This window comes from Acetobacter sp. JWB (assembly GCF_003323795.1).
GTDB lineage: Bacteria > Pseudomonadota > Alphaproteobacteria > Acetobacterales > Acetobacteraceae > Acetobacter > Acetobacter oryzifermentans.
Map to the genome: position 1 here is coordinate 1,310,983 of NZ_CP030871.1, position 22,554 is coordinate 1,333,536.

Below are 22,554 nucleotides of genomic sequence, written 5' to 3' on the forward strand. Positions count from 1 at the left end.
CCAAAACTAGAAGTGAAGCGCTCCACCATAAGCGGCCAGAACAGCTTCGTGCATGGATTCAGAAATGGTGGGATGTGGGAAAATGGTTTCCATCAGCTCGGCTTCCGTCAGCTCTGCTGTGCGGGCAATAACAAAGCCTTGGATCATTTCCGTAACTTCCGCGCCAATCATATGTGCACCCAGCAGCTCACCTGTCTGGGCATCAAATACAGTTTTCACCATGCCTTCTGGTTCACCCATAGCAAGTGCTTTTCCGTTTGCCATAAGCGGGAACTTGCCAACCCGCACTTTATAGCCCGCTTCCTTTGCGCGTGCTTCCGTATAACCAACAGAAGCCACCTGTGGGCGGCAGTATGTGCAGCCGGGAATTTTTGTAATATCAATAGGATGCACGGTTTTGCCAGCAATAGCTTCAACGCACATAACAGCTTCATGGCTGGCTTTGTGCGCAAGCCACGGGGCACCTGCCAGGTCACCAATTGCGTAAACACCGGGCTCACCCGTGCGGCACAGATCATCCGTTACCACATGTGTGCGGTCTACTTTGATCTTGGTGCCTTCCAGCCCGATGTTTTCAACATTGCCCACAATGCCCACAGCAGAAATAACGCGGTCCACGGTAATGGTTTCCGTTTTGCCGCCCACCTCTACTGGCACAGTAACATCGTTCTTGCCCTTTTTCAGCGCTCCAACCTTGGCGCTGGTAAGAATACGCATGCCCTGTTTTTCAAACTCCTTACGCGCCAAGGCGCTGATTTCTTCATCTTCTACGGGCAGAATGCGCGGCGCAACCTCCACCAGCGTAACTTCAGAACCCATATTGCGGTAGAACGAGGCAAATTCTGTGCCGATAGCGCCAGATCCAATGACCAGTAGCCGTTTGGGTAGTTCATCTGGCACCAAGGCTTCCCGATAAGACCAGACAAGTTTGCTGTCTGCTTCCAGCCCCGGCAGCGCACGTGCGCGTGCTCCTGTGGCCAGAATAACGTGTTTGGCTGTGAGGGTTAGCGGCGCACCACTTTCTGGCTGCACCAATACTTTGCGTTTACTACCGGCAGCAACGCCATCCAGCTTACCAAATCCTTTAAAAACAGGAACTTTGGCTTTTTTGAGCAGGTGCTGAACACCAGAGGCAAGCTGTTTGGAAACGGCGCGTGAACGGGCAACAATTGCTTTAAAATCAAAGCTTACACCATCTGCCTTAAACCCATATGTGCCAAGGTCATGCAATAGATGGTTGATCTCGGAAGCACGCAGCAATGCCTTGGTGGGGATACAGCCCCAGTTCAGGCAGATACCCCCAAGGTGGTTGGCTTCCACCACAGCAACAGAAAGCTTAAGCTGCGCTGCCCGAAGTGCCGCCACATAACCACCCGGCCCACCGCCAACAACGATGATATCAAAATCAGTCTGGCTCATAATATGCCTGATCCTCAGAAAGCCACGCGGTTAGAGAACGAGTGAGAGCGGAGATTCAACCGCTGCACGGAAAGCAGAAAGCCAGCGGGCTGCCGCAGCACCATCCACCACGCGATGATCAACCGAGAGGGTAACGGTCATAACAGTGGCAATAGCCAGTTCATTTCCTTTTACCACGGCCTGTTTTTTACCCGCTGCAATAGCCAGAATGGCAGCCTGCGGCGGGTTAACAATGGCGGCAAAGTCTTTCACGCCATACATACCCATGTTGGAGATGGAGAATGTACCGCCCTGAAATTCTTCTGGCTTCAATTTGCCAGCGCGGGCGCGGGAAATCAGATCCTTGGCTTCTTGGCTGATGTCTTTCAGGCTCTTGCGGTCTGCTTGTTTGACGATAGGCGTGATCAACCCATCATCCAGAGAAACCGCAACCGAGATATCTGCATCTTCATGCAGGATCATAGCATCTTCGGTGTAGGAAGCATTCACTTCCGGTACCTGCTTAAGGGCAACAGCAGAAGCCTTAATGAGCATGTCATTCACAGACAGTTTAAAGGCATCAGCCCCTTCTGCCGGAGACATGGCATTAAGCTGTGAACGCAAAGCCAACAGCGCATCTAGCTCCACATCTATGGAGACATAGAAGTGCGGAATAGTGGATTTGGATTCACTCAGGCGGCGTGCAATAACCTTGCGCATGGTAGTGTGCGGCACAGCACGGCTACCACCAGATGCTGTCGGGGCAGAAGCCACCTGCCCTGCGTCTGGGGCTTTGTTAAGAGCCGCTTCTACATCCCGTTTGACAATACGGCCATTTGGTCCCGTGCCTTTAAGGGCTGCCAAATCAATGTTTTTCTGGCGCGCAATGCGGCGTGCAAGCGGAGAGGCCACAACCCGGCCAACAGGCTTGTCTGCCCGCTGTGCTGGTGCTGCCTGTGTTGCTATAGGAGCAGAAGCAGCCGCAGGCTGTGATGCCGTTGCGGGGGCGGCAGATGCCACGTTATTAGGCGTGTCGATATTGTCTGGTACCGCCTCGCCTTCTTCTACTAGAATGGCGATAGGTGTGTTGACGGCAACACCTTCTGCACCTTCTTGAACAAGAATACGGCCCAGAATACCTTCTTCAATGGCTTCTACTTCCATTGTGGCTTTATCGGTTTCAATCTCGGCCAGAACATCGCCGCTATTTACGGCATCCCCTTCCTTCTTCAACCAGCGGGCGAGTTTGCCTTCTGTCATGGTAGGAGAAAGGGCGGGCATTAAAATTTCAGTCGCCATCTGTCATTCCCTCACATCAGGCCAAGTGCGGCTTTAACCACATCTTCAGGCTGTGGCAGGGCCAATTTTTCCAGATTGGCGGCAAATGGCATCGGCACATCCACACCCGTTACACGGGCTGGTGGAGCATCCAGCCAATCAAACGCATGCTCGATCACCTGCATGGCAACTTCTGCGCCAATACCTGCAAACGGCCAGCCTTCTTCCACCGTTACCAAGCGGCTGGTTTTTTTAACGCTTTCTACAATTGTGTCTGTATCCAGCGGACGCAGGCTGCGCAGGTTGATAACTTCTGCCTCAATCCCCTGCTTGGCCAGCTCGGCAGCAGCATCCAGCGCTGTGGTGACAGCTATAGAGAACGCAACGATGGTGACATCAGAACCAGCGCGTTCGATCTTGGCTTTACCGATGGGCACAATGAAATCTTCATCAATCGGGCATGGGAATTTGCGCCCGTAAAGAATTTCGTTTTCCAGCACCACAACGGGGTTGGGGTCACGAATGGCAGCGCGCAACAGGCCTTTGGCATCTGCGGAAGACCAAGGCACAACCACTTTCAGGCCCGGCACATGGGCATACCAGCTACCGTAACACTGAGAATGCTGCGCACCCACGCGAGATGCCGGGCCGTTTGGCCCACGGAACACAATGGGGCACCCCATCTGGCCGCCAGACATATACAGCGTTTTGGCTGCGGAATTGATGATATGGTCGATAGCCTGCATGGAAAAGTTCATGGTCATGAACTCAACAACAGGCTTTAGGCCAGTAAGGGCTGCGCCCACGGCCATGCCTGTAAAGCCATGTTCGGCAATTGGCATGTCAATTACGCGCTTATCGCCAAATTCCTGCAACAGGCCTTGGGAGATTTTGTAAGCCCCCTGATACTGGGCTACTTCTTCACCCATCAGGAAGACATCTGGATCATGCCGTAATTCGGCGGCCAGTGCATCACGCAGGGCTTCACGTACAGTGATTTCCTGCGTTTCACCCCAGTCTTTTTCTTCTTCAACCGGCGTGGAAACTGGTGCGGCAACAGAGGGTGAAGACTGTGGCGCGGAGGCGGGTTCTGTAACAGCTACGTTTTTAGGTGTATCGATATTATCGGGCACCGCTTCACCTTCTTCCACCAGAATGGCGATAGGTGTGTTTACGGCAACGCCTTCTGCACCTTCCGGTGTTAGAATGCGGCCCAGAATACCTTCCTCAATGGCTTCTACTTCCATTGTGGCTTTATCGGTTTCAATCTCGGCCAGAACGTCACCGCTATTTACGGCATCTCCTTCCTTCTTCAACCAGCGGGCGAGTTTGCCTTCTGTCATGGTAGGAGAAAGGGCGGGCATTAAAATTTCAGTCGCCATGTTTATGCTCAAGCCTCCAGAACAACATCCGTATAAAGTTCGGCCGGATCGGGTTCCGGGCTGGTCTGCGCAAATTCTGCAGAGTCGTTTACAATGCTCTTGATCTCGGTTTCCATTGTTTTCAATTCTGCTTCTGTCACGCCAGAATCCAGCAGGATGTGTTTGACGTGTTCAATGGGATCTCGCGTTTTGCGGACTTCATCCACCTCATCCCGCGTGCGGTATTTGGCAGGATCTGACATGGAATGGCCACGATAGCGGTATGTCATCATTTCCAGCAGGTAAGGCCCCTTGCCTTCACGGCAATGTTTTACGGCTTCTTCTGCTGCGGCATATACGGCGGCAACATCCATGCCATCTACCCGTTTGCCGGGAATGCCCCATGGTTCGCCATTTTTGTACAATTCGTGCGAGGCAGATGCCCGCTCAACAGCGGTGCCCATGCCGTAACGGTTGTTTTCAATTACAAAAATACAGGGAAGTTTGAGCAGAGCGGCCAGGTTAAAGCTTTCGTAAACCTGCCCCTGATTGGCGGCGCCGTCACCAAAATAAGCTACGGAAACTTCATCTGTATTGCGGTATTTGTTGGCAAACGCCAGCCCGATACCCAAAGAAACCTGAGCACCAACAATGCCATGCCCCCCGTAAAAATTCTTCTCGCGGGAGAACATATGCATGGAGCCCCCTTTACCGTGAGAATACCCGGTAGAACGGCCCGTAAGTTCTGCCATCACGCCACGGGGAGTCATGCCCGCCACCAGCATCTGGCCGTGGTCTCGGTAGGATGTAATCAGCTTATCGCCTTCATGCAGGCTCATCTGGATACCAACCACCACAGCTTCTTGCCCGATATACAGGTGGCAGAAACCGCCAATTAGGCCCATGCCGTAAAGTTGCCCGGCTTTTTCTTCAAAGCGGCGGATCAGGAGCATGTCATAGTAGGCTTTAAGAAACTGGTCTCGTGTTAAGGAAGGACCGTTATTTCCTGCCTTGTCGACCTGTTTGGCGTTCGTTCCCATGCGTGATGAACCTTTTGCGATATGTAAACAGTTCGTAATAAATGGTGCGCAACAGCGGCATCCGTTTCCGGGCCTTCAGATGGTTTCTAAAGCTCCAGTAAAACTGCCTGCTGTTTCGCGTGTTTTATTATGCAGCGTTGTAGTCTCCTGAGCGTCCCCCACTTTTATGAAGGAGCTTTATATTTTCTATCTGCATGCCACGGTCAACTGCTTTGCACATGTCGTACAGTGTAAGGGCCGCAGCAGACACGGCGGTTAACGCTTCCATTTCCACCCCGGTTGCGCCAGTTGTTGTAACAGTTGCGGTAATCTCGATCCTGTTATCATTCGGAGCCAGATCCACAGTTACACTGCTTAGGCTAAGCGGGTGACAGAGCGGGATAATATCTGCTGTTTTTTTTGCAGCCATAATGCCAGCAATGCGGGCCGTTGCCAGAACATCACCTTTTGGGGCTGCGCCTGAAAGGATCATTTCCAGCGTTTGGGGCTGCATAATAATAGCCCCGGTGGCAACAGCCTTACGGCGCGTGGCAGCTTTAGCGGAAACATCCACCATATGCGCATGCCCGGCTGCATCCAGATGTGTGAGTGCTGGAGAGGGCACGTTAGGCCAGCCCCAACAGTTTTTTGGCAGCATCACCGGGATGCGGATCTCGCAGCAGGGATTCACCTACCAGAAAGCCCGTTACGCCAATGCCGGAAAGCTGCACGATATCTTCATGCGTTTTGATGCCACTTTCAGACACAATAATCCGATCTGGCGGCACCAGAGGAGAAAGTTCCCGCGTGGTATCCAAGCTGGTCTGAAGCGTTTTGAGGTTACGGTTGTTGATACCGATCAAGAAGGTATCCAGCGCAAGGGCGCGGTTCAGTTCTTCCTCATCATGCACTTCCACCAGCACATCCATGTCTAGCCCTTTGGCGTGGTCAACCAGTTCCAGCGCCATTTCATCAGACAGGATAGACATAATGAGCAGAATGCAATCTGCCCCGATCATGCGGCTTTCATAAACCTGCCACGGATCAAGAATAAAATCCTTGCGCAGAACAGGAAGGGAACATGCAGCCCGCGCCTTGCCCAGATCTTCATTATCACCATGAAAACAGGAGCTTTCCGTTAGCACAGAAATACAGGCTGCCCCTGCCTGCTCATATTCTGCGGCAATTTCTGCCGGATTATACGTTTCGCGCAGGATACCAGCGGAAGGAGAAGCCTTCTTGATTTCTGCAATCAGGCCAACTGCGCGATCAGCAGCTTTTTCCTTCAGCGCCCGACCAAACCCGCGTGGAGCCTCTTTGGTTTCCTGCGCTTTGGCTGTGATTTCTTTAAGGGACATCAGGGTGGAGCGATGTTCAACTTCCAGCTTGGTGCGTGCGCAGATGCGGGAGAGAACATCCGGCAGTTCGTCAATCTTGCTGGCAAGAGTGTCCGAAGCAGAAGCTGCCGAGGACGCGAGTGGTGTATCGGTCATGATTATCCTGTCATGTCTCAGGCGCGTGCATCCGGGTTGGAAGCGCGCAAACCGTTTAGCACTGCCAAAGCCGTGCCATCATCCAGTGGGCGTGCGGCCAAAGCCACACTTTCCCGCAAGGCCTGCGGATCAATGCGTCCGTCCCGCAGGAGTGTTACCCGCCCTGCCACGTGAAGTGCGCAGGCGGCGTTTAAAACAACTGTATCACGATATGCTCCTGATGCACCATGCAGCAAAGCTTCTAGAGCTTGCGCATTGTATTGGGCATCTCCCCCCAATATGGAGCTGACCGGAGCATAGGCAAGGCCAGCCATTTCTGGCGTAATAGAAAACGAGCAGATGGCATCATTTTCCAACGCCACAACCTGTGTAGGGCCTGCCAGCGTAATTTCATCAATGCCGCCCTGCCCGTCTGATGGTAGGCCGCATGCGGCCCAGACCTTCTGGGAGCCAAGATTTTTGAGCACATTGACCATAGGCTCCAGCCATGCGGGCGAAAAAACGCCCACAAGCTGCCGCTTAACACCTGCCGGGTTTACCAATGGCCCCATGAGGTTAAACAGCGTACGCACGCCTAAGGTTTTACGTATCGGAGCAGCAAAACGCATGGCGGGATGGTGGTGCGGGGCAGATAGAAAAATGACCCGGTGCACCTGCATCTGCTCCGCCAGAACCTCGGCTTGTGCAGAAAGCGGAACACTTAGCGCAGCCAGCACATCGGAAGCGCCAGAACGCGAAGAAATAGCCCTGTTACCGTGTTTGGCAACGGGCACACCAAGCGCACTCAGCACAAAGGCAACAGCGGTGGATACATTCAACGTGCCGTAATTGTCTCCGCCCGTGCCGCATACGTCTATCGTATCGGCAAGCATGGCGGGCACAGTGTGCATGCGGGCCCGTAAAGCCGTTACGCCACCAAGCAATTCATCCTGCGTTTCACCACGCACGCGCAAAGCCATAAGAAAAGCCGCAATGCGTTCTGGCGCAATCAGGCCATCCATAATAACACCAAAAGCAGCTTCGGCTTCGGCTGCGCTTAGTGTTTGCCCGTCTGCAACACGTGCCAGAATGGTAGAAAAAAACTGCTCACCTGCTACTTGAGATGCAGCGCCATGAAGGGGAGCGGACATCAGGCAACAGCCTGTTTTTCTTTCCAAGCAGATGCGATGGAAAGAAAGTTTTTCATCAGATCATGGCCATATTCCGAGGCAATGCTTTCCGGATGGAACTGCACGCCCGAAATGGGATACTGCCGGTGGCGCACACCCATAATAACACCATCTTCCGTCCATGCCGTAACTTCCAGAGCATCCGGAATACTGGCAGGTTCAAGCGTAAGGCTATGATAGCGCGTGGCATTGAACGGGTTGGGTAGGCCCGCAAAAACATCCTGCCCGTTGTGGAAAACGGGGCTCACCTTGCCGTGCATGGGCGTAGGGGCACGTACCACCTGTGCACCAAACACCTGCCCGATAGCTTGATGCCCCAAACATACACCAAAAACAGGCACCTTACCGGCTGCGGCAGATATCAGATCACAGCAAATACCGGCTTCATTGGGGGAACATGGGCCGGGAGAAAGCACAATGACATCCGGCTTGAGGGCCAGTGCATCTTCTACGCTTAGGGCATCATTGCGGCGGACATCACACTGTGCCCCCAGTTCACCCAGATAGTGAACAAGGTTGAAGGTGAAGCTATCATAATTGTCGATCAGAAGGATCATGGCCGAATGATGACCTTATGTACTGTTGGGGTCAAATAAGAATGGAACAGAAACGACATTAAGAACGCCCTGCCCTTGCCTGTTCCAACGCGGCTTCTGCGGCGCGGAATACAGCGCGGGCTTTATGGCGTGTTTCTTCATATTCTGTTTCTGGCACACTGTCTGCCACTACGCCGCAGCCAGCTTGCACATGCATTTGCCCGTCTTTTACAACGGCCATGCGCAGCCCAATGCACGTATCCATGTTGCCGCCAGCGCCAAAATAGCCAATGCATCCGGCGTAGGTGGCGCGGCGGGTACGTTCTACTTCATCAATAATTTCCATGGCGCGGATTTTGGGCGCACCTGTTAGTGTGCCTGCGGGAAAAGCGGCCACAAGGGCATCCAGCGCTTCCAGTTCCGGCTTGAGTGTGCCTTGCACGTTGGAAGAAATGTGCATGACGTGGCTGAAACGCTCAATCACGAATCGTTCTGTCACTTTCACCGTGCCGGGAATACTCACACGGCCCACATCATTACGGCCAAGGTCTATCAGCATCAGATGCTCGGCCAGTTCTTTCTGGTCGGCCAGAAGATCTTTTTCAAGCCGCAGGTCTTCTTCCGCCGTTTTGCCGCGCGGGCGTGTGCCAGCAAGCGGGCGTACCGTCATGGTACCATCCTGCAAGCGCACCAGAATTTCAGGCGAGGACCCAACAAGTGAGAAATCACCAAAATCCAGATGGAACAGAAATGGCGCTGGATTAATACGTCGTAGCGTACGGTACAGCGCCAGAGATGGAAGCGGAAACGGCGTAGAAAAACGCTGGCTGGGAACAACCTGAAAGGCATCGCCAGCCGCAATATAATCCTGAATACGCTCAACGGCCTGACAGAACTCATCCTTACTGAAGGAGGAACGCGGTTCAGCCGGTTCTGGCAAGTTTTCTGGCTGTTTTGGTAAAGGCGGCAGCGCTCCTGACAGGCATTCGCGCGCACGGCGCAACAGATCTTGCGCTTTATCCCAAGCCTGTGCGGCGGTTTCATCTTTTTGTGGGCGAACAGGCGCGGCCAGAATCAGCTCATCGCTTACCGTGTCAAACACAGCAAAAAGACCGGGGCGCATGAGAATGGATTCAGGCAGGTTCAGATCATCTGGTGGCGCATCTGGCAGATGCTCCATCTGGCGCACCATGTCATAGCCCAAATATCCAAACAGACCCGCAACCATTGGAGGAACGCCTTCGGGCAGCTCCATGCGCGTGGCATGGATCAGGGCGCGCAGGCTTTCCAATGGCTTTTCTGTAAGAATACGCGGGGCAATATCCGGGTTTTCCGGGCTTTCATCCAGTGTGATCTGCCCGTTATGGCAGGTCCAGATAATATCTGGCTTGAGGGCAATAACAGAATACCGCCCGCGCGATGTGCCACCTTCCACACTTTCCAGCAACAACGTGTTTTTGCCGGTGCCACCATCAAAGCGCGCAAGGCGCAGGTAGGCTGAAACAGGTGTCAGCAAATCTGCTGCTTCTACAGAAAACACAACAGAAGGCTGGCCTTGCGCCCAAGCGGCTTCACACTGCTGGCGAGAGGGTGAAGGCGCAATGCGTGCGGTAATGCTCATGGCGTGGCTTCTCCTCCAAATCCGGCGGCAGATAGTGTGGCCATAACAGCGCGTTCGTTAATATGGGGCGGTGTGCGCTTGCTTAATGCCTCCACATAACTGGCAACCAGATCATCACTATCTGCCTGTGCCAGAGAGTCTTTCAGGCGCTGTACGCCATCGGCTGGGGCTGGTGGGTTGGGCACGAACAGCTTTGTGACAACTGCCACAAGGAAGTGGCCATCATCTTCTGTCATAACCGCCTGCCCCGGCTGCATGCGTGGCAGATAATCCATGAGTGCTGCCGGAATATTTTTGTTGGGCTTGGCGAAGGAGAAAGCTGCATCCCGCGTAAGTTGTGCACCTGATGCGTTTACTGTGCCTAAAGCCTGCTTGTTTTTGGCTGCCAGATACAGGGTTGTTGCTTGCTCATTTGCTGCATGCTTGCGGGCTTCATCCTGCCATGCGGCCAAAACATCTGTTTGTGCCTGCGCAAATGTACGAGGGGCTGCGGGTGTAGCGGTATCCACTTCCACAGCAAAGCTGCTGTTGTCCGGCCCATCCACAAGCGTTGCACGTGCGCCGGGTTTTTGGGTGAAAATCTGGTGGATAATGGCTTCACGCAGCTTGCCGGATGCTGGCAATGGTGCGGGTTCTTTATCAGCCGTCATGCCTTGAGCATCTAGTGTGCCTGCTGCAGCAACCGCACCCAGATCTGCCGGAATGGCATCTAGCCCTTGGCCTGCAAGCGCATCTTGCAGCTTGCGCTTGCGCTCACCTGCAACAGATGGCGCAACAGCAGCCCGATACTGCGAGAGGATGTCTTTTTTTGCATCTTCATACGGCGTGGTGTGCGGAGCTGTTATTTTGGTAACGCGAAAAACAGCCCATCCACCTTCGGTTTTAAGCGGATCGCTGACCTGACCTTCTGGAGCATGGAAAACAGCCTGCCGTAGAGTAGTAGAAGGAATTGTGGACGGGCGAGCATTTGGCATTTCTACCGCAGCTGCATCTTTTGCGCTGTTCTGGATAGCCTGCCAGTTTCCACCTACTTTCCACGCGTTTGCAATGGCGGTTGCCTGTGCCTGATCTTGCAGGGTTATAAGCTGGATATCGCGCGTTTCTGGTACGTTGTAGCGAGATTTCTGCTCATCATAGATACGCTTGATATCGGCTTCATCCATGGTGATGCTGTCTGCCACTGTTTGTGGGGAAAGCACCACAATCTTGGCATGGCGCAGTTCCGGCGTACGGAACATCCACGGATGGTTGTTGTAATAGCGCTGCAATACGGCATCATCTGGTGTTTTGGGGGTGGGCTGCGCAGCAAACGGAATACTCACAAAATCCACCACGCGCGTTTTTGCACCATAGGTTAGAAAGCGCTGGAGCATTGTGTCGGAAACGCTGCCCGCCTGCGCCAAGGGTTGTAGAATGGTGCGTGTGGTCAGATCATTCCGCACCATGTCCAAAAAGCGTTGCTCCGTTAGCCCGCGGTCATGCAGTTTCTGATTGAAGCTGGCGCGATCAAACTGGCCATTCGCGCCTTTGAAATAAGGGAGCGAGAATACTTCATCCCGTACGGCCGAATCAGGCACTGCCACTTTTAACTTCTGTGCGGTATTCAGTAGCTCTGCTTGTCCAATCAGGCGGTGCAGAATCTGGTAGGCAACCTGCCGCTGCATGGCCAAAGGAATGTGCGATGGGTCTGATACCCCCATCTGGCGGGCAATTGTTGGCAGTTCAGATTGCAGGGCTGTAGCCAGATCATCGGAAGAAACCTGCTGTTGCCCCACTTTGGCGACAACATCCGTTTCTTCCCCCATATAGCCCATAACATCGCCTATTCCCCAGCCGACAAAGGCCAGAAAAATGACAATTGCAGTCACCCGGCCCAGCCAGGACTCAACAAAAACGCGACGTAGATAGGAAATCATGACCCGATGGATCCACAGCTATGCTTAAAAAACATCATACCACAAAGGGTATGCACAGGCGCGGCACCATAAGGGTAGCTGCGGTGCTTGACCAGACATAACCGCTCCTGCACGACAGACAGGCAAGAATTAAGGCGCCTGCTCTCTTGCCCCAAGGGGGGCGTCTATGGTTTAGCCTTCATGTAAGAACCATATTATAAACGCACGTGCCCGCTGGCATGGCGCGCTACAGGCAAGGAGCAGGACATGACCAGACAGATTATTGTCGGCAACTGGAAAATGAATGGCCTAAGCCGTGATTCGCAGGAACTCGTCAAGGCTATCACCAGCGGCTTGCCCGCCAATAGCGCGGATGTGGTGGTGTGCCCGCCCTTTACCCAGCTTGGACTGCTGACAGATGCGTTAAAGCCCACACCGGTAAAGTTGGGCGCGCAAGATTGCCATCAGGATGTTTCTGGCGCGCATACGGGTGATATTTCTGCCTCCATGCTGGCTGATCTGGGCGTGTCCTATGTTGTTTTGGGCCATTCAGAACGCCGTCAGGAACATGGTGAGCTGGATGAAACCGTGCGTGAAAAAGCCATGGCCGCCGCCAAAGCCGGGCTGACCCCGATTGTCTGTATTGGTGAAACCGAAGAACAGCGCGAAACTGGTGAGCACTTTGATGCGTTGGGTTGGCAGATCAAGGGCTCTTTGCCCGATGGGTTTAATGGTATTTTGGCATATGAGCCTATCTGGGCGATTGGTACAGGCCTTGCCGCCACCACTGATCAGATTGCCGAAACCATGAAATTCCTGCGTGAAGAATTGGTGCGGCAGTTTGGAGAGGCTGGAAAAGTCATCAAAATCCTGTATGGAGGGTCCGTAAACGCCGGGAATGCGGCCACCATCCTGCCCATTCCTGAAGTGGCGGGTGCGCTTGTTGGCGGTGCCAGCCTTAAGGCGGACGCGTTTCTTTCCATCGTCAGCGCAGCATCTGCTGCCTGATTTGCTGTTCTGATCTGGAATCTGACATGACCACAGCCCTGCTGATCCTGCATTTCTGTGTGACCATAGCCCTGATTGGCGTTGTGCTAATTCAGCGGAGTGAAGGCGGTGGCCTTGGAATTGGCAGCAGCCAGGGCATGGGTGCGTTCATGTCCGGCCGCGGAACAGCCAACCTGCTTACGCGCACAACGGCTGTGCTGGCTGGTGTGTTCATGCTGCTTTCCCTGTTGTTAGCCATGCTTTACAAAGGCTCCGTTACGGGTGAAGGGCATGATATTCTGGCCCAACCCCCGGCAGCCACAGCGCCCGCACCTGCTGCTCCGGCAACAACAGCTCCCGCTCCGCAGCCAGCTACTCCGGCGCATCCGTAAAATGCAGGTTTCTCTCTCCTTTCCGCTATGTGTGAGGAGAGAGCCCTTTCATCCCTTCAGCTCCGCATGTCCTGTGGCATGCGGTAGTTTGCGTTTGTCCATCTTTACCCGCCCGGCCTTGTCCGTGTAGGAAGTCTGCTCATGACCCGCTTTGTTTTTATCACCGGTGGTGTGGTATCCTCTCTTGGCAAAGGCATTGCATCTGCTGCCCTTGCTGCCCTGTTGCAGACGCGTGGCTACAAAGTGCGCCTACGCAAGCTTGATCCCTACCTGAACGTTGATCCCGGCACCATGAGCCCCTACCAGCATGGGGAAGTGTTTGTGACCGAGGATGGCGCCGAGACAGACCTTGATCTGGGCCATTATGAACGCTTCACGGGGGTAAATGCTTCTAAGGAAGACAACACCACAACAGGCAAAATTTATTCAGATGTTATCGCCCGTGAACGGCGTGGTGATTATCTGGGCGCAACCGTGCAGGTTATCCCGCATATTACGGATGCCATTAAAGACATTGTTGTTGCCAATACGGATGATCTGGACTTTGTGTTGGTGGAAATTGGCGGCACAGTTGGCGATATTGAAAGCCTGCCATTTCTGGAAGCTATCCGCCAGCTGCGTAATGATCTGGGCCCGGATCAGACCATGGTTGTGCACCTTACGCTGCTTCCGTGGATACCTTCTGCGGGTGAGCTGAAAACCAAGCCGACCCAGCATTCCGTTAAGGAATTGCAGAATGTGGGTATTCAGCCACAAATTTTGCTGTGCCGCTGTGATCGCCCTATTCCGCCAACAGAGCGGCGCAAGATTGCCAATTTCTGCAATGTGCGCCCCGAAGCCGTTATTGCCGCGCGGGATGTAGATACCATTTACTCCTGCCCTCTTTCCTACCATGCAGAAGGCATGGATACCGAAGTGCTGCGTTACTTCGGCCTGCCCCACGCTGAAGAACCTGATCTGACAGGGTGGGAAAAAATTGTAGATGCCATCCGCCACCCCGATAACGAGGTGCGCATTGCAGTGGTTGGTAAATACACAGCCCTGCTGGATAGCTACAAATCTCTGAACGAAGCTCTGCTGCATGGTGGCATTGCCCACCGTACCAAGGTTGTTCTGGATTGGGTGGATGCCGAAGTTTTTGAAAAAGACCCGGCATCACTGGAAGCTAAACTGGGCGATGTAGATGCCATTCTGGTGCCCGGTGGGTTTGGTGAGCGTGGATCTCAGGGCAAGATTGAGGCCATTCGCTTTGCGCGTGAAAAAGGTATTCCGTTCCTTGGAATATGCTTTGGCATGCAGATGGCGGTTATTGAATGTGCCCGTAATCTGGCTGACCTACCCAACGCATCTTCTACCGAATTTGGCTATACGGAAGAGCCATTGGTGGGCCTGATGACCGAATGGGCACGCGGTAACGAACGCCTGCGCCGGAGCGAAGGTGGAGAACTGGGCGGCACCATGCGCCTTGGCGCGTATCCAGCCAAGCTGATTGAAGGCTCCCGCGCGGCAGAAGTGTATAACGCAACGTCCATTCGTGAGCGGCATCGCCATCGGTATGAAGTGAATATCCATTACAAGGATCAGCTTGAAAAAGCCGGGATGAAGTTCTCTGGCCTTTCACCAGATGGCATTTTGCCAGAAGTGGTGGAATATCCAGATCACCCGTGGTTCATTGCTGTGCAGTATCACCCGGAACTCAAGTCTCGGCCGTTTGCACCGCATCCGCTGTTCGCCGGGTTTGTGGGGGCTGCGCTGGAAAAGGCTAAAAAAGCATGACGCAGGCATTGGGTTCGGATTTTCAGCTTGGTTCTTTGTACATCGGTAATGATCAGCCATTTGTGCTAATTGCCGGGCCGTGCCAGATTGAATCCGCTGTACATGCAATGGAAACAGCCACGGCTTTGAAGGAAATCTGCCAGAAGGCTGGTGTTGGGCTGATCTATAAAAGCTCGTTCGATAAAGCCAACCGCACCAGTATTTCCAGTGCGCGTGGTATTGGCATGGCCGAAGGGCTGGATATTCTGGCTAACGTGCGGAATACGCTGGATATTCCGGTGCTAACAGACGTGCATGCGCCAGAACAGTGCGCTCCGGTTGCAGAAGCTGTGGATGTGCTGCAAATTCCGGCTTTTCTGTGCCGCCAGACAGATCTGTTATTAGCAGCCGGTAAAACGGGCGCTGCGGTGAATGTGAAAAAAGGCCAGTTTCTTGCCCCGTGGGATATGAAGCACGTTGCGGCCAAAATTGCTTCTACGGGCAATAATCGCATCATGCTGTGTGAGCGTGGTACCAGCTTTGGCTATAATACGCTGGTAAATGATATGCGTGGCCTGCCTATTATGGCCCAGACTGGCTACCCCGTTGTGTTTGATGCTACGCATTCTGTACAGCAACCGGGTGGCTTAGGTGGTGCATCTGGTGGTCAGCGTGAGTTTGCCCCTGTGCTCTCTCGTGCTGCTTTGGCAATTGGTGTGGCATCTCTGTTTATTGAAACGCATGAGAACCCAGACCAAGCGCCCAGCGATGGCCCCAACATGTTACCTATAAAAAGCCTGCCAGCCTTGCTGGAGCAGTTCAAGAAGATTGATGCTCTGATTAAAGGGTAAACTAGGCGAAGCCAGTATTCTTGCTAACAAAAAAGCCGCAACCTGATTTTTCAGGCTGCGGCTTTTTTATAGTCCCAAAGGGGGAGAGAGGTAAATTCTCCCCCTTTGTGCAGGGTTAGACGTCCAGATTGGCAACTTTAAGTGCGTTGCCGACAATGAAATCACGCCGGGGTTCAACAATATCCCCCATCAGGGTGGTAAACACATCGCCAGCTTCTTCCACATCGCCTACGCGTACCTGCAACAGCGTGCGCATAGCCGGGTCCAGCGTGGTTTCCCAAAGCTGAGCATCATTCATTTCGCCCAGACCTTTAAAGCGGTTAATTGTCAGCCCACGGCGGCCCTGTGCCAGCAGTCGGGTATAAAGATCAGCCGGGCCACTCAGTTGGTGTTCGGTGGTATCGTTTTTCAGCGCCACGCCTTCTGCAAAGTCTTTTTGCAGGCGGTTTGCTTGCATGGTCAGCCAGCGGGCATCGTTGCTGGCCAGCATGGTTGGGTCAATGCGGTACACTTCCCCTACCCCACGCACATTACGGGCCAGCTCTACACCATCTGCACTCGCAACGGCTTTCCAGCTTTTTTCATTTTCAGCAGATGCCGCATCAAGGCGCTGCTGAAGTGCTGGCATCCGTTGCTGGAGCAGTTCAATATCTGTTGTTAGCGCGCCAGCCAAGGCAACCTGTTCGATAATCCAAGAAGGAATGCGGTTGGAAAGGCGGTTAATCGCTTGCGCTGCCTGCCGAATGAACGGAAGATCTGCGGCCAGCTCCTCAGCACTTACAACGCGTTTGTCCGTGTAAACAAAGCTGGCATTGTTCAGGGCCTTGTTGAGCAGATATTGCTCAAGTGCAGCATCGTCTTTCAGGTATGTTTCTTCATTCCCGCGTTTGGCACGGTAAAGCGGCGGCTGGGCAATATACAGATAACCGCGTTCGATCAGTTCTGGCATTTGGCGGAAGAAGAAGGTCAGCAGCAGTGTACGGATATGAGATCCGTCCACGTCAGCGTCAGTCATAATGACAATGCGGTGGTAACGCAGTTTTTCAATAGAGAAACCACCCTGCTCTGGCTCGCCACGGCCAATACCAGTGCCAAGAGCCGTAATGAGTGTGCCAATTTCGGCAGAGCCTAGCATGCGGTCAAACCGCGCGCGTTCTACGTTCAGGATCTTGCCTTTTAGAGGCAGAATGGCTTGGAAGCGCCTATCACGCCCCTGTTTGGCGGTGCCGCCTGCGGAATCACCCTCCACAATAAACAGTTCAGCTTTGGCTGGGTCTCGCGCCTGGCAGTCTGCTAGTTTGCCGGGCAGTGATGAAACATCCAGAACCCCTTTGCGGCGTGTAAGCTCACGCGCCTTACGGGCGGCTTCACGCGCAGAGGCGGCATCCAGCACCTTAGAGACAACAATTTTTGCCTCTTTGGGGTGGGTTTCAAACCAGTGGCTGATGATGTCTGCCGCAGCAGCATGCACAACGGGCTGCACTTCGGACGAAACCAGCTTGTCCTTGGTTTGGGAAGAGAACTTGGGGTCTGGCACCTTAACGGACAGAACAGCCGTCAGCCCTTCCCGCATATCTTCCCCTTGCAGGGAAAGCGCATCTTTTTTGGCAATGCTTTCGGCATATTTGCCAACAACACGGGTAAGTGCCTGACGGAAGCCAGCCAGATGTGCTCCGCCATCGCGCTGCGGAATGTTGTTGGTGAAGCACAGCATAGTTTCATGGAAGCTATCATTCCATGTGAGCGCGAACTCGACCTTAATGCCGTTATCCGGATTTTCTAGGCTACCAGTAATGGGTGGAGCAAACAGCGAGGTGCGAGACCTATCCAACCAATCTACAAAAGCTTCTAGCCCACCTTCGTAAAAGAATTTTTCTTCCCGCATAGGGGTAACGCGTGCATCGCGCAGCACAATTTCTAGCCCGGAGTTCAGGAAGGCCAGCTCACGCAGGCGGCGCTCCAGAATAGTGAAATCAAAATCCGTTTTGGGGAATGTTTCACTGCTGGGTTTAAAGGTTACTTCCGTGCCTGATGGTTCGGAAGATGGGCCAACCACTTCCAACGGGGCATCGCGTTCACCATGTTGGAAGCGAATGAAGTGTTCCTGTCCGTTACGCCAGATGCGCACTTCCATCCACTCAGAAAGCGCATTCACCACAGCAGCGCCCACCCCGTGCAGGCCGCCAGAAACCTTGTAGGAATTCTGGTTGAACTTGCCGCCAGCATGCAGGCGGGTCAGCACCACTTCGGCGGCGCTAATACCCTCTTCTGTATGCATGTCTGTAGGAATGCCACGCCCGTTGTCGCGTACGCTTACGCTGCCATCTGCATTAAAAGTGACAATGCAGCGCGATGCAAAACCGGCCTGAGCCTCATCCACTGCGTTATCAATAATTTCAAACGCCATGTGGTGTAAGCCAGAACCATCGTCCGTATCACCAATGTACATGCCGGGCCGTTTACGGACAGCATCCAGCCCCTTCAGCACAGAGATCGACGCGGCATCATACTCTTCGGAAACGGCAGATGGCGTGGGCTGAGAGAGGTCGGTCATAAGAACGGTACGCTCCGTACAGGAAAGAACAAAAAAACCTTTTATTCTTATACCCTGATCAAGCCTCTGGGGCCAGATTGAGCCGTATGTTTTATGGCCCAGATGGCAAAAAAGCACCGTTTTTCAGGGTTTCGAACTGAGCGCTGTGCTTAAGTGGGGCAAAAGGTGCCTGATCTGTGCCGGTAAGCAGCACAGTTGTGCGAAAATCCTGCACAATTTCCAGCAATGAAGCCCGGCGCGCAGCGTCCAGATGCACTAAAGGTTCATCCAATAGCAAAATGGGGGGCTGCCCGCGGTAGTCGGTTACAAGCCGCGCGTGTGCCAGCACAATGCCAATAAGCAAGGATTTCTGCTGGCCAGTGCTGGCGAGTGCTGCCGGTTGTCTGGACGAGAGATCTTCCAGCAAAAAATCACTGCGATGTGTGCCAAATGTGGCGCGCCCACGTGCGGCATCATCTTCTCGCAACTCGGCAAGTTTTGCACATAGCCAATCTTCTACGGTCAGCGCTGGAGATGTTTCCAGTTTCTGGGCAATAGCGCATTGCAGTGTCGCAATGGCAGCAGGAAAAGCGCCCAGACCATTTTGGGCATAATGGCAAATCTGGCGCACGGTTTCCTGCCGAGCTGCGGCAACAGCCACAGCATGACGCGCCATGGAGGCTTCTAATCCAGATAGCCATGAGTGTTCGGAAAAGCGTGTTTGCAGCAGGCGATTGCGTTGCGTCATGGCACGATCATATGCGGCCAGTTCCCGCGCATGATGCGGTGTTACCGCCATAACCAGGCGATCTAGAAAGCGCCGCCTACCGGATGCGCCCTCACTAAATAACCGATCCATCTGTGGGGTAATCCACACAGTAGCAAGAGTATCTTCCCACGCTTCTTGCCCCCGAATTTGCCGACCGTTGAGCAAAAAAACGCGGCGCGGCCTCTCCTGCCCGCCTTGCGTGCCGGTGCCGAGTTCAAGAAACTCATCTTTCGTTTCAATACGCGCAGAAACGCCCCAGTTGATCGCGCCCATTCGGCCAAATTGTGTAAGAGGTGCCGCGCGCAGCCCTCTGCCGGGCGAGAGAAGAGAAACTGCTTCCAGCAGATTAGTTTTGCCGCTGCCGTTTTCGCCTGTCAGCACCAATAGGCTTGCATTGGGGGACCATACAAGCCGTTCGTAATTGCGAAAATTGGAAAGCGTAAGTTTAAGAAGCCGGGGCATGCCACGCTGCTTCTGTTGGCCTGCCTGCATTTGGGCAATGCAGGCAGGCCGTAAGTATTAAAGCAAAAAAGCAGATCACACGCGCATCGGCATGAGAACATAGAGTGCGGATGGGCTATCTACATCGCGCACAATGGTGGGGGATGCGCTATCTGCAAACGCAAATTCCACCTCTTTTTCTACCTGATCTGTGATGTCGTTAAGGTAGCGTGCCTGAAAACCGATTTCCAACCCTTCTGCATCGTAGGAAATGCGGTTGTCATCCAGCTCTTCCTTAGCCATGCCCTGCTCTGTGCTGCTGGCAGACAGAGTAAGCAGACCGGGTTCGAGCGTGAGCTTTACCGGGCGAGAACGTTCCTGACTAATAGCGGCAACACGTGCCACGGCATCTGCAAAATCTTTTTTGCCAACCCGCAGGATGCGTGTGTTGTTGCGTGGGATCACCCGTTCGTATTCAGGGAACGTGCCATCAATCAGCTTAGATGTAAGTGTAACGGGGCCTGCCGTGAACTGAATACGCGTTTCAGAAAGTGCGATTTCCACTTCTTCTGGTGCTTCATCAATCAGCTTGCGCACTTCGGCCACGGTTTTGCGTGGGACAATAACCCCCGGCATTCCGGCGGCGCCAGATGGTAGATCGGCTTCCACACGGGCTAGGCGGTGCCCATCTGTAGCCACAGCGCGTAGCTTGGGTTCGCCATCTACTTCTGTGCCATGCAGGAAGATACCGTTGAGGTAATAACGGGTTTCTTCGGTTGAAATGGCAAAACGTGTGCGGTCTATGAGAGAATGCAGTGTTGTTGCGGGCAGTTTGAAGCGATATGGGAAATCTCCTGCCCCCATGGATGGAAAGTCATCCACACTCAGCACGTTCAGACGGGTAGCATAGCGGCCCGCACGCAGCAGAAGTGGGCCTTCACTATCGGCCTGATCCAGCTCTACATCCACACCATCGGGCAGCTTGCGCACGATTTCGTACAAAACAGATGCAGGTGCAGTTGTCGCCCCTTCCCGCGTGATGTTGGCGGGAACACCTTCAACCACTTCAATTTCCATGTCCGTGGCTTTCAGGCTGAGCTGTCCATTAGCAGCCTGAATAAGAACATTGGCTAGAATGGGTATGGTGTTACGCTTTTCTGCAACACTCTGGATATGGGCCAACGCCTTAAGCAGTGTTGCACGTTCCGCCGAAAACTTCATCTAACCCTCTTTCCTGCAAGACAGGGCCTCTGTTTGGCAAGAGGCACCTGCTTTTTCCACCTCGAAAAGTAACAGGTGGGCATTATCAGTCAATCCCTTTGGAATCTCTACGTTTTCAGCTTTCCAGCATCCGCCGCAGGAGTTCCACATCTTCTGCAAAAGCAGCATCCAGCCCCATCAGTTCCGTAACGCGATTTACCGCATGCATAACGGTTGTGTGGTCACGATTACCGAACTTGCGCCCGATTTCTGGCAGAGAGCGGCTTGTAAGCTGCTTAGCCAGATACATTGCAACTTGCCGGGGCCGCGCCACATTGCGGGCCCTGCGGGCGGATGACATGTCTGTCAGGCGGATGTTCCAGTGCTCGGCTACTTTTTTCTGGATTTCCTCAATCGTTACACGCCGGTCATGCGCTTTGAGAATATCGTGCAGCACTTCTTGTGTGGCTTCCAGAGTAACCGGGCGGCCAAACAGATTGGCGTGAGCAATGAGGCGGTTGAGCGCGCCTTCCAGCTCACGCACATTGGACGTGATTTTGTGTGCCAGAAATTCCAGAACCTTACCGGGCACCACAACGCCAGAGGCAGCGGCTTTTGATTCCAGAATGGAAATACGTAGCTCAAACGTGGTGGCATGAATATCTGCCACCATACCGCAGCCCAAACGCGTGCGTAGCCGATCTTCCAGCCCCGACAGATCGGATGGGGATTTATCAGCCGAAACCACAATCTGCCGCCCGGCATCTACCAGCGCATTAAAGGTATGGAAGAATTCTTCCTGCGTATTGTCCTTGCCGATCAGGAACTGCAAATCGTCAATCATCAGCACATCAACGGAACGCAGTTGCTCTTTGAACTCGATGGTAGATTGCGAACGAATGGCCGCAATAAACCGATACATGAACTTTTCGGCAGACATATAGGCCACGGACACATTGCCACTCTGGATCAGTTCGGCCCCGATGGCATGCATCAGATGCGTTTTACCCAGCCCAACGCCACCGTAAAGGAACAGCGGGTTAAACCCAACACTGGAGGGTTTTTCTGCAACCCGGCGGGCGCAGGCATAAGCAAATTCATTGGGCTTGCCCACCACGAACGTATCAAACGTAAAGCGGCTATCCAGCGCAGTCACCAAGTCACTCCGCACTTCTGGCGCGGTGCGTGCTGCTGGGGTGGCCTCTTCCTGCGCGGGTGTTGCGGCGTTGGCGCTTGGCACACTTTCCAAAGGTATGGGGGCCGGATCTCCGGCGCGGGCAACCTGTAGCTCCACCCGGCGGATACTGGGGATTTCCTGATTCCACAGTTCGCTCAGGCGGTCACCATACTGGCTTCTTACCCAGTCGCGCAAAAAGCGTGTGGGTAAAAGCAGGGTGATTTCATCACCATCAATCGGGCCCAGCGCAATTTTGGTCAGCCAGGTGCGGTATTCAACTTCGCCAACTTCGCCCTTCAGGCGGGCGCAGATACGCAGCCACGATTCCTCAAGCCCCTTGCCGTCTTCAAGCCGGGAAAAGGCGCTTTCGTCATCGTCCACTCCGATTGTCATTTTTGCTCCCGAGCGGTCATTAAGGCGCGAATGGGTTCACGCATTTTCACAAAACAGGCGACACGTGTGCTGCCGGTGCTGTGTAACATCTGTAACGGCCTTGGCGGCCTATGGTGCAGGCTTGCTTATATCTTGCGGAAGGTAGCCCGAACAGCGCCAAGCCATCCAGCAAGGTAAAGCAGTGAGAGCAAATGGAGCAATCAATATTTCATGCTGCCTGCCCTGCTTGCGCTTTATCCAGCCAAGGTGGTGATAAAAACAAAGCCGAACCATCTGGGTGATGATT

General features: G+C 53.7%; 18 protein-coding genes. 4 read left to right on the forward strand and 14 right to left on the reverse strand.

Annotated features, from left to right (window positions below; genetic code table 11):
- Positions 1–6 precede the first annotated feature (6 nt).
- The 10 genes from lpdA to DS739_RS06355 form a co-directional block, all read right to left on the reverse strand.
- On the reverse strand, positions 7–1,419 hold the full coding sequence (gene lpdA / locus DS739_RS06310) for a dihydrolipoyl dehydrogenase (RefSeq protein ID WP_006115284.1): 1,413 nt from the start codon (positions 1,417–1,419) through the stop codon (positions 7–9).
- A 30-nt stretch (positions 1,420–1,449) separates the two neighbouring features.
- Positions 1,450–2,697, reverse strand: a complete 1,248-nt coding sequence (locus tag DS739_RS06315) for a pyruvate dehydrogenase complex dihydrolipoamide acetyltransferase (protein WP_006115285.1) — start codon at positions 2,695–2,697, stop codon at positions 1,450–1,452.
- 11 nt (positions 2,698–2,708) lie between these two features.
- Complete coding sequence (locus tag DS739_RS06320; RefSeq protein WP_035351377.1) at positions 2,709–4,058, reverse strand: pyruvate dehydrogenase complex E1 component subunit beta; 1,350 nt, start codon at positions 4,056–4,058, stop codon at positions 2,709–2,711.
- 8 nt (positions 4,059–4,066) lie between these two features.
- The gene (gene pdhA, locus DS739_RS06325) at positions 4,067–5,077 is read right to left on the reverse strand and encodes a pyruvate dehydrogenase (acetyl-transferring) E1 component subunit alpha (RefSeq protein ID WP_006115287.1); all 1,011 of its coding nucleotides are present in this window, start codon (positions 5,075–5,077) and stop codon (positions 4,067–4,069) included.
- 127 nt (positions 5,078–5,204) lie between these two features.
- Positions 5,205–5,681: a cyclic pyranopterin monophosphate synthase MoaC gene (gene moaC / locus DS739_RS06330; RefSeq protein ID WP_003625539.1), complete on the reverse strand. Its 477-nt coding sequence runs from the start codon at positions 5,679–5,681 to the stop codon at positions 5,205–5,207.
- A 1-nt stretch (position 5,682) separates the two neighbouring features.
- A complete protein-coding gene (gene trpC, locus DS739_RS06335; protein WP_006115289.1) occupies positions 5,683–6,549 on the reverse strand; it encodes an indole-3-glycerol phosphate synthase TrpC in 867 nt (288 codons plus the stop codon).
- 17 nt (positions 6,550–6,566) lie between these two features.
- Positions 6,567–7,679, reverse strand: coding sequence for an anthranilate phosphoribosyltransferase (trpD, locus tag DS739_RS06340; RefSeq protein WP_035351375.1), 1,113 nt, complete (start codon positions 7,677–7,679; stop codon positions 6,567–6,569).
- Positions 7,679–8,275, reverse strand: a complete 597-nt coding sequence (locus tag DS739_RS06345) for an aminodeoxychorismate/anthranilate synthase component II (RefSeq protein ID WP_006115291.1) — start codon at positions 8,273–8,275, stop codon at positions 7,679–7,681. The genes trpD and DS739_RS06345 overlap by 1 nt, the downstream gene beginning before the upstream one ends.
- 58 nt (positions 8,276–8,333) lie before the next feature.
- Complete coding sequence (gene trpE / locus DS739_RS06350) at positions 8,334–9,875, reverse strand: anthranilate synthase component I (protein WP_006115292.1); 1,542 nt, start codon at positions 9,873–9,875, stop codon at positions 8,334–8,336.
- Complete coding sequence (locus DS739_RS06355) at positions 9,872–11,791, reverse strand: peptidyl-prolyl cis-trans isomerase (RefSeq protein WP_006115293.1); 1,920 nt, start codon at positions 11,789–11,791, stop codon at positions 9,872–9,874. Before DS739_RS06355 ends, trpE begins: the two co-directional genes overlap by 4 nt.
- Positions 11,792–12,037: 246 nt before the next feature.
- On the opposite strand from DS739_RS06355, the gene tpiA reads away from it, so the two are divergent.
- The 4 genes from tpiA (at position 12,038) to kdsA (ending at position 15,755) form a co-directional block, all read left to right on the forward strand.
- The gene (tpiA, locus tag DS739_RS06360; protein WP_006115294.1) at positions 12,038–12,778 is read left to right on the forward strand and encodes a triose-phosphate isomerase; all 741 of its coding nucleotides are present in this window, start codon (positions 12,038–12,040) and stop codon (positions 12,776–12,778) included.
- Positions 12,779–12,804: 26 nt separating this feature from the next.
- Positions 12,805–13,149 (forward strand): preprotein translocase subunit SecG, encoded by a 345-nt coding sequence (gene secG / locus DS739_RS06365; RefSeq protein WP_006115295.1) that lies wholly within the window; start codon positions 12,805–12,807, stop codon positions 13,147–13,149.
- Positions 13,150–13,290: 141 nt separating this feature from the next.
- Positions 13,291–14,925: a CTP synthase gene (locus tag DS739_RS06370; protein WP_003625521.1), complete on the forward strand. Its 1,635-nt coding sequence runs from the start codon at positions 13,291–13,293 to the stop codon at positions 14,923–14,925.
- Positions 14,922–15,755 carry a 3-deoxy-8-phosphooctulonate synthase gene (kdsA, locus tag DS739_RS06375; RefSeq protein WP_006115296.1) on the forward strand — a complete coding sequence of 278 codons (834 nt, stop codon included), beginning with the start codon at positions 14,922–14,924 and terminating at the stop codon, positions 15,753–15,755. The genes DS739_RS06370 and kdsA overlap by 4 nt, the downstream gene beginning before the upstream one ends.
- Positions 15,756–15,870: 115 nt before the next feature.
- Here kdsA and gyrB read toward each other — a convergent pair whose 3' ends face one another.
- The 4 genes from gyrB to dnaA all read right to left on the reverse strand — a co-directional run bounded on the left by gyrB (position 15,871) and on the right by dnaA (position 22,268).
- Positions 15,871–18,309, reverse strand: a complete 2,439-nt coding sequence (gene gyrB / locus DS739_RS06380) for a DNA topoisomerase (ATP-hydrolyzing) subunit B (protein WP_035351372.1) — start codon at positions 18,307–18,309, stop codon at positions 15,871–15,873.
- Between the two features lie 91 nt (positions 18,310–18,400).
- Entirely contained in the window at positions 18,401–19,549 is a 1,149-nt protein-coding gene (gene recF, locus DS739_RS06385; RefSeq protein WP_006115298.1) for a DNA replication/repair protein RecF, read from the reverse strand.
- Positions 19,550–19,594: 45 nt separating this feature from the next.
- Positions 19,595–20,719, reverse strand: coding sequence for a DNA polymerase III subunit beta (gene dnaN / locus DS739_RS06390; RefSeq protein ID WP_006115299.1), 1,125 nt, complete (start codon positions 20,717–20,719; stop codon positions 19,595–19,597).
- A gap of 115 nt (positions 20,720–20,834) precedes the next feature.
- Entirely contained in the window at positions 20,835–22,268 is a 1,434-nt protein-coding gene (gene dnaA / locus DS739_RS06395; RefSeq protein ID WP_006115300.1) for a chromosomal replication initiator protein DnaA, read from the reverse strand.
- Positions 22,269–22,554: the final 286 nt, after the last annotated feature.